We start from the raw sequence: 13,499 nt of genomic DNA on the forward strand, positions 1-13,499 counted from the left end.
TCGGAGTGGACGAATCGCCCGGCGTCACGGCGGCCCCGCGCATCGACACAACCGGACAAGCGCCCATTTCAGACCGCGGGCCAGTAGCGCAGCCACGCCTCGGCATCGAGTGGGAGACGTTGGCCGCGGGCCGATTCGGCGGCGTCCTCGGCGGCGCGGATGCGGGCGGCGAAGGCGCGGGTGGATTTGCGCAGGCGCTCCTCGGCGCTGTCGGGGCCGCCCAGCTCGATGCTGCGCAGGTCCGGCGGGACCAGGGCGTCGGGCAGGCCGGCCCGGGCGCTGCGGGAGCGCACCTTCTCGGCCAGGGCCAGGGCGGGCTGGGCCATGGCGATGCCGTCGAGGCAGGAGCGCCGGGACTTCTCGGCGGTCTTGCGCTCCTCCCAGGCCGATTCCTGGGCGGCGATCTTCTCGGCCCTGCTCGCGCCGGGATCGATGTCGCCGGCGGCCAGGTGGGGGCTGCGGTTCGTCAGTTTCGCGACCAGGGCCGCCGCCACCTCGGCGACGGTGAATTCGCCCGCGGCTTCGGCTATCCGGGAGTGGAACAGGACCTGCAGCAGCAGGTCGCCGAGTTCCTCGCGAATCGTCGCGGCGTCGGCGTCCTGGATCGCGTCCAGCAGTTCGTAGGTCTCCTCGAGCAGATAGGGACGCAGCGAATCGTGGGTCTGGGTCACCTCCCAGCCGCCGAAGTTCCACAGCCGATCCATCACCTCGACGGCCTCGGCCAGCGCGTGCGTCATGCGGGCCGCATCGGTTTCGGGTGCGTTCATCGCGTGGCGGCCGCCGCGGGCGTGCTGCGCACGTCGACCGCGCCCGGGGCCTTACCGTCCAGTGCCAGCAGCAGATCCGCGACGAACTGCAGCACCTGCACGTCACGGACCCGGGACGCGCCGACGCTGTCCTCGACCCGGGGCAGCGGCAACTGCACGATGCCGGTGGTGGGGCGGTAGGTCGCGTTCGGGTACAGCCGCTTGAGCCGCAACTGCTTGGAATCGGGCAGGTGCAGCGGCGAGACCTTGAGAGTCGTTCCGGTGACGCCGATCTCGGCGATGTTGTACTCACGCGCCAGCAGCCGCAGTTTGGCGACCGAGACCAGGCGCCCGACCTCCACCGGCAGCGGGCCGTAGCGATCGACGAGTTCCTCGACCACCGCGTCCAGGGCCGAATCATCCTGCGCGGCCGCGAGTTTGCGGTAGCCCTCCAGGCGCAGGCGATCCGAGGCGATGTAGTCCGGCGGGATGTGCGCGTCCACCGGCAGATCGATGCGCACCTCCTTGGCTTCCTCGTCCACGGTGATGGGCCTGCCGTCGGCGGCGGCGCGGTACGCCTCCACCGCCTCGCCCACCAGGCGCACGTAGAGGTCGAAGCCGACCCCGGCGACGTGCCCGGACTGCTCCGCGCCGAGCACGTTGCCCGCGCCGCGAATCTCGAGGTCCTTCATGGCGACCGCCATGCCCGCGCCCAGATCCGAGTTCTGCGAAATGGTGGCGAGGCGGTCGTAGGCGGTCTCGGTGAGCGGCTTCTCCGGCGGGTACAGGAAGTAGGCGTAGCCGCGCTCGCGACTGCGGCCGACACGGCCTCGCAGCTGGTGCAGCTGCGAAAGACCCAGGGCGTCGGCGCGTTCCACGATCAGGGTGTTGGCGTTGGAGATGTCCAGGCCGGTCTCGATGATCGTGGTGGAGACCAGGACGTCGTACTCGCGCTCCCAGAAGCCCTGCACGGTCTTCTCCAGCATGTCCTCGTTCATCTGGCCGTGCGCGACCACCACCCGCGCCTCGGGCACCAGATCCCGAATCCGCTTGGCGGCCTTGTCGATCGAGGACACCCGATTGTGCACGTAGAAGACCTGGCCGTCGCGCAGCAGCTCGCGCCGGATGGCGGCGGCGACCTGCTTGTCGTTGTACGCGCCGACATAGGTGAGCACCGGGTGCCGCTCCTCCGGCGGGGTGAGGATGGTGGACATCTCGCGGATGCCCGCCAGGCTCATCTCCAGGGTGCGCGGGATCGGAGTCGCGGACATGGTGAGCATGTCCACGTGCGTGCGCAGCGCCTTGATGTGCTCCTTGTGCTCGACGCCGAAGCGCTGTTCCTCGTCGATGATGGTCAGGCCCAGGTCTTTCCAGCGCACACCGGTCTGCAGCAGCCGGTGCGTGCCGATGACGATGTCGACCTCGCCGGTGGTCATGCCCTCCATGATCGCCCGGGATTCGGCCGGGTCGGTGAAGCGCGACAGGCCCTTCACGGTGACCGGGAAGCCGGTGAGGCGCTCGGTGAAGGTCTGCAGATGCTGTTGCGCCAGCAGCGTCGTCGGCACCAGCACCGCGACCTGCTTGCCGTCCTGCACCGCCTTGAACGCCGCGCGCACCGCGATCTCGGTCTTGCCGTATCCGACGTCGCCGCAGATGACGCGGTCCATCGGGACCGCCTTCTCCATATCGGATTTCACCTCGGCGATGGCGGTGAGCTGGTCGATGGTCTCGGTGAAGGCGAAGGCGTCCTCCATCTCGACCTGCCACGGGGTGTCCGGTCCGAAGGCATGACCCGGCGCGGCCTGGCGGGCGGCGTAGAGCTGCACCAGCTCGGTCGCGATCTCGCGAACGGCCTTGCGCGCCTTGCGTTTGGTGTTCTGCCAGTCCGAACCACCCAGCTTGGACAGGCTCGGCAGCTCGCCGCCGACGTAGCGGGAGAGCTGATCGAGGGAGTCCATGGGCACGAACAGGCGGTCGCCCGGCTGGCCGCGCTTGCCGGGCGCGTACTCGATGACCAGGTATTCCCGGCGCGCGCCGCCGATGGTGCGCTCGATCATCTCCACGAAGCGGCCGATGCCGTGCTGATCGTGGACCACCATGTCGCCGGCGCTCAGCGCCAGCGGATCGACCTGGTTGCGGCGGCGGGCGGGCAGCTTCTTGCCGTCGCCCGCGGCGGTGACGCGATTGCCGCTCAGATCCGATTCGGCGATGACCACCAGACCGGCATCGTCGAAAACGATGCCGTCGTGCAGCGAGCCGCACAGCACCCCGACCAGCCCGCGCACCGGTTCCGCGCCCGCCTCCAGGGCGGCGGCGGGTACCTCGGCGTCGGCCAGTCGTTCCAGAATGCGTTGCGCCGTACCGTGTCCCGCGACCACGATGACCGCGCGGCCGCCGGTCAGCACGTGCGCGCGCAGCGAGGCGAAGACGGTGGCGATCAGTTCCTCGGAGCCGCGCGCCGCCGGCGCGGGCTGCACCGGCAGCACGATCTCCCGCGGATCGTCGGCGATCAGCGGGCTCAGCGTCCACCAGGGCAGTTGCCGCCGTTCGGCATTGGCGTGCACCTCGTCCAGATCCCGGTAGCCCGAAGCGGCCAGGTCCAGTCCGTGCGCGCCCAGCGGGGCGGCGCCACCGAAGGAGGCCGCGGTCCAGGACGCCTCCAGGAACTCCTGGCCGGTGCGCACCAGATCGGCGGCGCGGGTGCGCACCTTCTCCGGATCACACAGCAGCACATGGGTATCGGCGGGCAGGGCGTCGGTGAGCAACTCCAGGTCGCCCGGCTGCAGCACCGGCAACAGCGCTTCCATGCCGTCCACGGCGATGCCCTGGGCGAGCTTCTCGAGCATCTCCAGCAGGGCGGCGTCCGCCGGGTTCTCGGCGGCCACCTCCGCCGCGCGCAGCCGCAGTTCCTCGGTGAGCAGCAGTTCGCGGCACGGCTGGGCGACCACGAGTTCGATCGGAACCTCGTGCAGCGAGCGCTGATCCGAGACCGAGAAGGCGCGCAGCTCGCTGACCTCGTCGCCCCAGAACTCCACGCGCACCGGATGATCCGCGGTGGGCGGGAAGAGATCGAGAATGCCGCCGCGCACCGCGAACTCACCGCGCTTGCCGACCATGTCGACGCGTTCGTAGGCGAATTCCACCAGCCGCGTGAGCAATTGATCGAAGTCCGCTTCCGCACCGACGCGCAGGGTGATGGGGTCGATCTGCCCGAGCCCGCGCGCCATGGGCTGCATGAGCGAGCGCACGGTGGTCACCACCACGCGCAGCGGCTCGTCGTGCCCGGGATCCTCGGGGTGGGCGAGCCGGCGCAGCACCTGCAGGCGGCGGCCCACGGTGTCGGCGCCCGGGGACAGCCGCTCGTGCGGCAGGGTCTCCCAGGAGGGGAACAGCGCGACGCTGTCGCCGAGCATCTCGGTGAGCTCGCCGGTCAGGTCGTCGGCCTCGCGCCCGGTGGCGGTCACCACCACCAGCGGGCGCTCCCCCGCGATGGTGGCCGCGACGAACGGCCGCACCGCCGAGGGCGCGACCAGCATCGCCGAATCCCGCCCGATCAGCTTCTTGACCTGCTGCAACGCGGTGTCGCCACCGGCCACCGCGGCCAGTCCCGCCAGTGGTGGACGATGGGTCGACATGAGGCAGACTCCTGACGCGGATCAGCGGGTAAGGGGAAGGCCAGACGAGTCTATAAGCCCCACCCCAAGCCCCATCCACCCGCCGATCCTCGCCACCGGACGTGCCCCGGGCAAACCCCTCAGACGACGTAGCGGCGCAGGCGCCGGGCCGCGAACTCGCGGAAGTAGGCGACCTTCTCGTCCGGGACGATCGAGGGCAGCAGGAAGTACCAGGCGCGTTCCATCCGCGTGGCCATCTGGTCGATGGACTCGGTGCTGACCGCGACGATGTGCACGCCGGTGGTCATCTCCTGCAGCAGCAGGCCGATGGTCTCCGGGTCGAGCTCGGGTTCGAGATCCCCCTGGGCGATGGCGCGCTCGGCGAGCAGGCGATGGGTCTCGCCCCACGTCTTGGCGATGTTGTCGCCCGTCGCGCCGCGGTAGTCGCCGATCTGGTGCGTCAGCTTGAGCATGGCGCCGACCATCGGATCGTTCATGGTCAGATCCGCGACCACGTAGGTGATTCCGATGCACGCCTCGAGTGCGGGCACTCTGGGATCGAAGAATCCCTGGCACGCGCTGACGAGGCGCTCGTTGCCCTGATCGACAACCGCGCGAGCTAGCTCTTCCTTCGAGCCGAAGTGAAAGTACAAGGCGCCCTTGGTCACATTGGACTGGGCGATGATCTCCGACAGACTCGCGTTCGCATAGCCCAGCCGCAAAAAGACATCGGCAGCGCCAGCGAGCACGGAATCGCGAGTGATCTCCGCACGCGCTTGCCTAGCCATCAGATCCGCCTGTCATCAAACCAGCCATCCTGAAGTAGACCGACATCCCGAAGTTGACCGACATCACAGTTCGAACAGCACTCGAAGGATGGGTGAACCGTACCACCCGGCTGCCGTATGCCAGTCGATTCGAGCATTCGACCCGTCCTCCTTCGCAATTCACTGGTTAACTGTCCAGTTCCGCCCCTATTCGGCGGACCTTCTCAGACCGATAGGTCTCATATACCGGTGCCGCTGGGCCATTCCGATGCCAGCTCAGGATTCGCTTCCAGATGCGTGAGACCGTTCCAGCACAGATTCACCAGGTGCGCGGCGACCACTTCCTTGGACGGTTGCCGCTCGTCCAGCCACCAGGTCGCAGCGGTCGCGACCATGCCCACCAGCGCTTGCGCGTAGAGCACCGCCAAACTGGTATCGAATCCCCGGCGCTCGAAATCCCCGGCGAGTATGTGCGCCACCTGATTAACTGCCTCGTTCAGCAGCGAGGAGTACGTACCCTCCGCCGCCGACGCGGGCTGATCACGCATCAGGATACGGAAGCCGTCGGTGCGCTCCTCCATATAGGTGAGCAACGCCAGCGCCACCTGTTCCAGACGCACCCGCGAACGGTTCTGGGTGAGCGACGCCGTCAACATATCGAGCAGCGTGGACATCTCGCGATCCACGACGACCGCGTACAACCCTTCCTTGCCCCCGAAGTGTTCGTACACCACGGGTTTGGAGACCTGCGCCCGCTGCGCGATCTCCTCGATCGAGGCCGCGTCGTACCCCCGCTCGGCGAACAGCGCCCGCCCGATCTCGATCAGCTGCTGCCGTCGCTGTGTCCCGGTCATGCGTGGACGCGACACCCGGCTCGCCTCACCCGAAGCCATCGTCTCCGCCTCCCTGTATGCCGTACGAACCTCGGACAACTCTTTCAGATGAACCCGGCACTGTCCCAGACCGCCCTCATCGAGCCTGCTCGCAAGGCCGCCGAACCCACCCCGTCGCCCCGCATCCCGTGCCGGGGCAACCGATCTCACGCACCCGGGGCAGCTCGACGGCGACTCGCGACGCCGAGCCCCCGGAACAGCGGTGCACCACTCGGCGCGCCACCCGCACCGACCGCCGGAACCGCCGTCGGAGCGGGTCCGCCCGAGTTTCGGACAGGCGGAGCCGGGAAAAGTTTCGACTAGGCGGTCCCATGTGCGAGTATCTACACGCGCATGCCACTAACAAACGCAGAGCGGCGTACCGTACGGTCCGCCGGTGTGCAATCCGCCGTAGTGTAATGGCAGCACCACTGATTTTGGTTCAGTTAGTTCAGGTTCGAGTCCTGGCGGCGGAGCTCGCGAACGGGGTCATTATGGTTGGCCCCGCACATCGCTGACGCAGCACAACTGTGGCCCAGCGCAAAACAAGCACTCAGCACGATGACGCGCAGCCGAGGGAGATCCATGCCACAGCAGACCGCCGTCGTCGTTCTCGCCGCCGGAGCCGGAACCCGAATGCGGTCCAAGACCCCCAAGGTGTTGCACCCGATGGCCGGCCGCAGCATGCTCGCGCACGCGCTGCATGCGGCGAACGAGATCGACCCGACGTACCTCATCACCGTGATCGGCCACGACCGCGAACAGGTCGGCGACGCGGTGGGCAAGGTGGGAGCGGAGCTCGGCCGCCAGATCGTTCTGGCGGTACAGGAAGAACAGCGCGGCACCGGGCACGCGGTGCAGTGCGCACTGACGGCCCTGCCCGACGACTTCACCGGCGACGTGCTGGTCACCTACGCCGACGTGCCGCTGCTCGACGGGCACACCCTGCACGCGCTGCTCGACGAGCACCGCAGCTACTCCGAGGGTTCGGCGGTCACGGTGCTGACCTTCGCGCCCGAGGACCCGAACGGCTACGGCCGCATCGTGCGCAACGCCGACGGCCAGCTGCTGGAAATCGTCGAGCACGCCGACGCCACCCCGGAACAGGCCGCCATCACCGAGGTCAATTCCGGCGTCTACGTCTTCGACGCGGCGGTGCTGCGGGTGATGATCACCCGCATCGACACCGCCAACGCGCGCTACGAGCTGTACCTGACCGACGTGCTCAAGCTCGCGCGCGAGGCGGGCCATCCGGTGCACGGCGCCCGACTTCTGGACTCCGCCAAGGTAACCGGCGTCAACGACCGGGTGCAGCTGGCCGGCGCGGCCGCCACGCTCAACCGCTACATCGTGGAACGGCACATGCGCGCCGGGGTCACCATCATCGATCCGGCGACGACCTGGATCGACGGCAGCGTGACCATCGGGCGCGACGCCGTCATCCGCCCGGGCGTACAGCTGTTGGGCGACACCAGCATCGGCGAGGACGCCGAGATCGGACCGGACTCCACGCTCACCGACGTGGTGGTCGGCGCGGGCGCGAAGGTCGTGCGCACGCACGGCGAGAAGTCGAGCATCGGACCGGGCGCCACGGTCGGGCCGTTCACCTACCTGCGCCCGGGCACCTCGGTCGGCGACGCGGGCAAACTCGGCGCTTTCGTCGAGACCAAGAACGCCACGATCGGCGCGCACTCCAAGGTCCCGCACCTGACCTACGTCGGCGACGCGACCATCGGCGAGCACAGCAATATTGGCGCGTCGAGCGTTTTCGTCAACTACGACGGGGTCAACAAACACCACACCGTGGTCGGCTCCCATGTGCGCACGGGCAGCGACACCATGTTCGTCGCCCCGCTCACCGTGGGTGACGGGGCATATTCCGCAGCGGGTACTGTGCTGCGTAGAAATGTTCCACCGGGGGCTCTCGCGGTGTCCGGCGGAGCGCAGCGCAATATCGAGGGCTGGGTGCAGCGCAACCGGCCCGGCACCGCTGCCGCCGATGCGGCCGCAAAGGCCATCGCGGCCGATGAGGATCCCGACGAGCAAAAGGATGGCGAACGTCCGTGACCGCGTTCTCTACCGATAACCACAAGAATCTGATGCTGTTCTCGGGACGCGCTCATCCCGAGCTCGCCGAGGCGGTGGCCAAGGAACTCAACGTCCACGTCACCCCGCAGACCGCCCGCGACTTCGCGAACGGCGAGACCTTCGTCCGGTTCGAGGAATCGGTTCGCGGCTCCGACGCCTTCGTGCTGCAGAGCTTCCCGGCCCCGCTGAACCAGTGGGTCATGGAACACCTGATCATGATCGACGCCCTCAAGCGCGGTTCGGCCAAGCGCATCACCTCGGTGCTGCCGTTCTACCCCTACGCCCGCCAGGACAAGAAGCACCGCGGTCGCGAGCCCATCTCGGCCCGCCTGATCGCCGACCTGCTCAAGACCGCCGGCGTGGATCGCATCATCACCATCGATCTGCACACCGATCAGATCCAGGGCTTCTTCGACGGCCCGGTCGATCACATGCACGCGCAGGTCCAGCTGGCCGAGCACGTGCGCAACAACTACGACCTGTCCAACATCACCGTCGTCTCCCCCGACGCCGGCCGGGTGAAGGTCGCCGAGAAGTGGGCGAACTCGCTCGCGGACGCGCCCATGGCGTTCATCCACAAGACCCGCGACCCGCTGGTGCCCAACCAGACCGTCTCCAACCGCGTGGTCGGTGAGGTCGAGGGCCGCACCTGCATCCTGATCGACGACATGATCGACACCGGCGGCACCATCGCCGGCGCGGTCAAGGTGCTCAAGGCCGCAGGCGCGGGCGACGTGGTCATCGCCGCCACCCACGGCATCCTGTCGCACCCGGCCGCCGAGCGTCTGGCCAACTGCGGGGCCAAGGAGGTCGTGGTCACCAACACGCTGCCCATCGACGAGGACAAGAAGTTCCCGACCCTGACCGTGCTCTCGATCGCGCCGCTGCTGGCGCAGACCATTCGCGAGGTCTTCGAGAACGGTTCGGTCACCGGACTTTTCAACGGTTCGGCGTAGTACCGCAACGCATCCTCACCAGCGCGCCCCCGCCGATTCCGGCGGGGGCGCGCTGCTGTGAAAGGACGGCAATGGGTGAAGCCACCCGGCGGCGGCGGTAGCGTGAACGGAGTCAGCGGTTTGGTACGGGAGCGCGGAGGAGAGGCGGTGCCGGATGGACGAGCGGCGCAACGATGACGACGACCAGCTCATGGACGAGGTACTCGACACCGACGATGTCGAAAACCTCGACTACGACCTGGGCGACGACGACCAGGCCGACGAAGTCCGCGAGTACGAGCGCTATATCGCCGACCCGCCCGAGGATCTGATCATCCGCAATCGCGAGAACGACGACACCGGCCGCCTCGGGATCGAGGCCGAGCTCGACCAGGAATGGACCCGCCGCCGCCGGCGCGAGGAGACCCGTTCCGAGGACGACCGGCCCGCGGAGGTCGCGGCCATGGAGATCGTCGACGAGCCCGACGACTGAGCCGATCATCCGGGGGCGGCGAGCAGAGCGGGATGTTGCGCGCCGGGACCCGCCGGGTGATACCCATGAAGAGCGTTCACACCACTACATAGGAGGGCGCTGCATGAGTACACCGCCGAACGAACCGCAGTCCGGATCCGGAGACTTCTTGAAGAAGGAGAAGGCCGAGACGCCGGAGCAGGCCGCGACCCCGCCGCCCGCGGGGCAGGAACCGGCCGCCACGCCGTACCCGCAGGGTGCGCCGGAGCCGTATCCGACAGGTGCGCCGGGACAGTATCCGCCGCCGGGATATCCGGATCCGCAGGGCGGGCAGTACCCGCAGGGTGCGCCCGAGCCCTATCCGCAGGGCGGGCAGTACCCTCCGCAAGGTGCGCCGTATCCGCAGGGTGCGCCGTATCCGCAGGGCGATCAGTATCCGTCGGGCGGGGTGTACAACTATCCGCCGATGGGCGGGCAGGCGCAGGGCGGGCAGCCCGGATATCCGGGGTATCCGCAGCAGCCGGGCCAGCCGTACGCGCCGCAGGGCGGGTACCCCGGGTACCCGCAACAGCCCGGCCAGCCCTATCAGCCGTTCGGCGCACCGCCGCCGCACACCGGGACCCAGGTCTTCTCGATCATCGGGTTCGTCTGCGCCGCGATCGCACTGTTGTTCTGCCCGTTCGGATTCGGCATCGCGGCCATCGTGCTGGGCCTGGTCGGCAACAGCAAGGGCGAGAAGCTCGGCAGGTGGGCGGCCATCGCCGGCGGTGTCTGCATGGTGCTCGGCCTGATCTTCGCCTTCATCGTGCTGGGCAGCGACGGGCTGGTACCGACGGACAATTAACCTGGTCCGGTGCCCTTCACCGGATTCCCGCTCACCGGCCTGGACTTCTACGAAGACCTAGAGGCCGACAACTCCAAAGCCTTCTGGACCGCGAACAAGCCGGTCTGGGAGGCCTCGGTGCGCGCGCCCATGCAGGCGCTGATCGCCGAACTGGAACCCGGCTTCGGGACGGGCAAGATCTTCCGGCCGTACCGGGACGTGCGGTTCGCGCGGGACAAGACGCCGTACAAGACCAGTCAGGGCGCGGTCGTGCACGCGGCTCCGTCCAACGGCTGGTACGTGCAGATCGACGCCTCCGGACTGTTCGTGGCGGGCGGGCAGTACGCGACCGAGCCCGCGCAGCTCGCCGCGCTGCGCGCCGCCGTCGACGACGAGGTGCGCGGGACCGAGCTGGAAAAGCTGCTCGCGCAACTGGTCTCGGCGGGATACACGGTCGGCGGGGATCGGCTCAAGACCAAGCCCAAGGGTTTCGCCATCGATCACCCGCGAATCGAGCTGCTGCGGCACAAGACGCTGGTGGTGAGCCGCTCGTACGGGGCGCCGGAGTGGCTCACCGGGCCCGAGGCGGCGACCCGGGTGCGATCGGCATGGGAAGAGCTGCGGCCCGTGGTCGAGTGGCTGGCAGCGGTCACCGCGCAGAAGTAGTTCACACCGGGGTCAGTCAGCCGGACCGACCGATCGGTGCCATTCGCGCAGCACCCGGCGGCCGCAGAGCACCGTCACCCCCAGTGCGCTCACGGCGATGAGGGTGGTGGCCTGAATCCGTTCGGTGCGGTTCCGGGCGCACTGGGGGCCGAAATCCGGTGCGGTGCAGTCCGAACCGTCGGAACAGATCGCCGGGCCCGTCCACGCGTTGCGGGGATGCACGAGCGAACCGCAGTCCACGTATCCGGCCGGGTGCGGGAGCGGCAGCACCAGCAGTGCGAGCGCGCCTGTGAGCAGGAGCAGACCGCCCGCCAGCCACAGGCGATCCCGGCTCCAGCCGAGCAACAGCGGCAGGGCGATGCAGAACGCGGCCACTCCGAGACAGAGGCCGAAAATCTCCCACGGCTTCACTGCCTTCGATCCTAGGGCGCGCGCCGCACCGCCACTGCCGGATTTGCCGGTTTGCTAGCGACGTTCGGCGAGGACCAGGGCGAAGCGGTCCCGCGGATCCGTCCACACCCGCTCGGTGCCGAAACCCGCTGCGGCCAGCTCCTTCTCGAGCCCGGCGGGCCGGAACTTGGCGGAGATCTCGGTGCGCAGGCGCTCACCTTCGGCGAAGTCGACCGTCAGGTCCAGATCGGCGATGGTGACCGACATGGCCTCGGTGGCCTCCAAGCGCATCTCGATCCACTCGTTCTCCTCGTCCCACAGGGCGACGTGCGCGAACTTCTCGGGCGCGAAATTCGCGGCCAGGCGGGAGTTGAGCACGTGCAGCACATTGCGATTGAACTCGGCGGTGACGCCCGCGGCGTCGTCGTAGGCGGGCACCAGGATCGCGGGATCGATGACCAGCCCCGCGCCGAGCAGCAGGCGCTCGCCCGGTTCGAGCACATCGTGCACGCCGGACAGGAACTGCGCGCGCTCGGCGGGCACCAGGTTGCCGATCGTGCCGCCCAGGAAGGCGATCATGCGCCGGCCGCCGCGCGGGAGATTGTCCAGGGTGGCGGTGAAATCGCTGACCACGCCGTGCACGGCCAGACCCGGGAACTCGGCGGCGACCTCGTCGGCGGAGGCGCGCAGGGCCGACACCGAGACATCCTGGGGCACATAGGTCTTGAGCGGGCCGCCGGTGGTGAGCGCGTCCAGCAGCAGGCGCGTCTTGGCCGCCGAACCCGCGCCCAGCTCGACCAGAACCTCGGCCTGGGCGACGGCGGCGATCTCGCCGACGACGCTTTCCAACAGGGCGCGTTCGGTGCGCGTGGGGTAGTACTCCGGCAGCTCGGTGATCCGCTCGAACAGCTCGCTGCCGCGTGCGTCGTAGAACCATTTGGGCGGCAGCCATTTCGGGCTCGCGGTCAGCCCCTGGCGGACATCGGACCGCAGTGCCGCGGTCAGGTCGTCGTCGGTTAGATGGATCTCCAGCGTCGCAGCAGTCATGAAGGTGCCCTTTCGATCTCGATATCCAGCGCCGCCGAGGTGCTTCGCCCCGCGCGCGCCACCACCAATTGCCCATCCGCGATCGGCTGCCAGCGCGGATCGTCGTCGTAGGGCTCGGAGGCCACCACCACCGAATCCCCGTCCGCCAGCACGGCCAGCGAGTGATACCGCGTGGTCGCCCACACCGTCTCCCCGTCGCAGAGCAGCAGATTCAACCGCGCGCCCGGCGCTTCCCGCAGCACGGCCCGAACCACCTGCCGCAGCGCGGTTTCCGGGTCCGCACGTTCCAGCAGCGCGTGCAGGATCACCCACAGCACCGCCGAGTCGGTCAGCGCTTCGGCTTCCAGCAGTCCGGATACGCCGAACTCCGTCGCCACCGCGGTCAGCGCCCGGCGCCAGTCCGGAATCGCGCCGTTGTGGCTGAATGCCCACCGCCCCCGCGTGAACGGCGCACAGGCGGCCCGCTCGACCGGAAGTCCCGCCGTAGCCGACCGCACCGCCGCCACCACCGCACCCGAAAACAGCTGCGGCAGCACCTCGTCCACCGCCGGATCGCTCCAGATGGGGGCGGCGTTCCGGTAGCGCGTGACCCCGAGCGAACCCGCTCCCCGGGGGGCGGAGGGCGGCTCCCCAGTGCGCACGGTCGCCGCGGAGCCCGAACTTCGGCCCCGTACTTCGGATTCCGATTCGCTGACGACGATCCCCGTCGACTCGGACCCGATCGCGCTCCCGCCGTGCCATGCGACACCGGGTCCCCGGTTCGGCGGAGTCCGCAGGACCGGCGTCCACCACGCCACCCCGAATCCGTCCGCGTTGATGGTGCCCCCGCCCCGCATCTCCCGCGGCGCCCACGACTGCGTGCGCAGCGAGTGCGGACCCCGGATGATCGGGTCGGCCACCGGAACCGGCGGGCCGAGGTAGGCGAGGTGACGGCACATCAGCGCACCTCGCGAACGATCTCGCGACCCTCGAGTGCACCGGTGCGCGCGGTGCCTCGCTCGCACGGCGGTGAGCCGCCGGCGCCCGGCCGCAAGCCCGGGCGCGGGCGCAGCGCGTCATTGCCGGCGCGCCGGGACCAT

At 69.0% G+C, this 13,499-nt stretch carries 12 protein-coding genes and 1 tRNA gene; 6 read left to right on the top strand and 7 right to left on the bottom strand.

Annotated features, from left to right (window positions below):
* Window positions 1-68: 68 nt before the first annotated feature.
* The 4 genes from ACFVBH_RS16335 to ACFVBH_RS16350 form a co-directional block, all read right to left on the bottom strand.
* Entirely contained in the window at window positions 69-767 is a 699-nt protein-coding gene (locus ACFVBH_RS16335) for a MazG family protein (RefSeq protein ID WP_354989603.1), read from the bottom strand.
* Complete coding sequence (gene mfd, locus ACFVBH_RS16340; protein ID WP_379002288.1) at window positions 764-4,381, bottom strand: transcription-repair coupling factor; 3,618 nt, start codon at window positions 4,379-4,381, stop codon at window positions 764-766. Before mfd ends, ACFVBH_RS16335 begins: the two co-directional genes overlap by 4 nt.
* Before the next feature lie 119 nt (window positions 4,382-4,500).
* Window positions 4,501-5,148: a TetR/AcrR family transcriptional regulator gene (locus ACFVBH_RS16345; protein ID WP_354989605.1), complete on the bottom strand. Its 648-nt coding sequence runs from the start codon at window positions 5,146-5,148 to the stop codon at window positions 4,501-4,503.
* Between the two features lie 218 nt (window positions 5,149-5,366).
* Window positions 5,367-5,981, bottom strand: coding sequence for a TetR/AcrR family transcriptional regulator (locus ACFVBH_RS16350; RefSeq protein ID WP_354989606.1), 615 nt, complete (start codon window positions 5,979-5,981; stop codon window positions 5,367-5,369).
* Window positions 5,982-6,404: 423 nt separating this feature from the next.
* Here ACFVBH_RS16350 and ACFVBH_RS16355 point away from each other — a divergent pair.
* The 6 genes from ACFVBH_RS16355 (at window position 6,405) to ACFVBH_RS16380 (ending at window position 10,983) form a co-directional block, all read left to right on the top strand.
* Window positions 6,405-6,475, top strand: a tRNA-Gln gene (locus ACFVBH_RS16355).
* 109 nt (window positions 6,476-6,584) lie between these two features.
* Window positions 6,585-8,066 carry a bifunctional UDP-N-acetylglucosamine diphosphorylase/glucosamine-1-phosphate N-acetyltransferase GlmU gene (glmU, locus tag ACFVBH_RS16360; RefSeq protein WP_354989607.1) on the top strand — a complete coding sequence of 494 codons (1,482 nt, stop codon included), beginning with the start codon at window positions 6,585-6,587 and terminating at the stop codon, window positions 8,064-8,066.
* Window positions 8,063-9,043 (top strand): ribose-phosphate diphosphokinase, encoded by a 981-nt coding sequence (locus tag ACFVBH_RS16365; RefSeq protein ID WP_354989608.1) that lies wholly within the window; start codon window positions 8,063-8,065, stop codon window positions 9,041-9,043. The genes glmU and ACFVBH_RS16365 overlap by 4 nt, the downstream gene beginning before the upstream one ends.
* Window positions 9,044-9,197: 154 nt before the next feature.
* Window positions 9,198-9,515 (top strand): hypothetical protein, encoded by a 318-nt coding sequence (locus ACFVBH_RS16370; RefSeq protein ID WP_354985175.1) that lies wholly within the window; start codon window positions 9,198-9,200, stop codon window positions 9,513-9,515.
* Between the two features lie 103 nt (window positions 9,516-9,618).
* Window positions 9,619-10,338, top strand: coding sequence for a hypothetical protein (locus tag ACFVBH_RS16375; RefSeq protein WP_379002289.1), 720 nt, complete (start codon window positions 9,619-9,621; stop codon window positions 10,336-10,338).
* Between the two features lie 9 nt (window positions 10,339-10,347).
* Window positions 10,348-10,983, top strand: a complete 636-nt coding sequence (locus ACFVBH_RS16380) for a DUF2461 domain-containing protein (protein WP_379002291.1) — start codon at window positions 10,348-10,350, stop codon at window positions 10,981-10,983.
* 12 nt (window positions 10,984-10,995) lie between these two features.
* On the opposite strand, the gene ACFVBH_RS16385 is transcribed toward ACFVBH_RS16380, so the two are convergent.
* Genes ACFVBH_RS16385 through ACFVBH_RS16395 form a run of 3 tightly spaced genes read right to left on the bottom strand, consistent with a single transcriptional unit; the run spans window position 10,996 to window position 13,358 of the window.
* The gene (locus ACFVBH_RS16385; protein WP_379002292.1) at window positions 10,996-11,394 is read right to left on the bottom strand and encodes a hypothetical protein; all 399 of its coding nucleotides are present in this window, start codon (window positions 11,392-11,394) and stop codon (window positions 10,996-10,998) included.
* A gap of 54 nt (window positions 11,395-11,448) precedes the next feature.
* On the bottom strand, window positions 11,449-12,420 hold the full coding sequence (gene egtD / locus ACFVBH_RS16390) for an L-histidine N(alpha)-methyltransferase (protein WP_379002293.1): 972 nt from the start codon (window positions 12,418-12,420) through the stop codon (window positions 11,449-11,451).
* Entirely contained in the window at window positions 12,417-13,358 is a 942-nt protein-coding gene (locus ACFVBH_RS16395; protein WP_379002295.1) for a class II glutamine amidotransferase, read from the bottom strand. The genes egtD and ACFVBH_RS16395 overlap by 4 nt, the downstream gene beginning before the upstream one ends.
* Window positions 13,359-13,499: the final 141 nt, after the last annotated feature.

This window comes from Nocardia sp. NPDC057668 (assembly GCF_042799795.1).
Lineage (GTDB): Bacteria > Actinomycetota > Actinomycetes > Mycobacteriales > Mycobacteriaceae > Nocardia.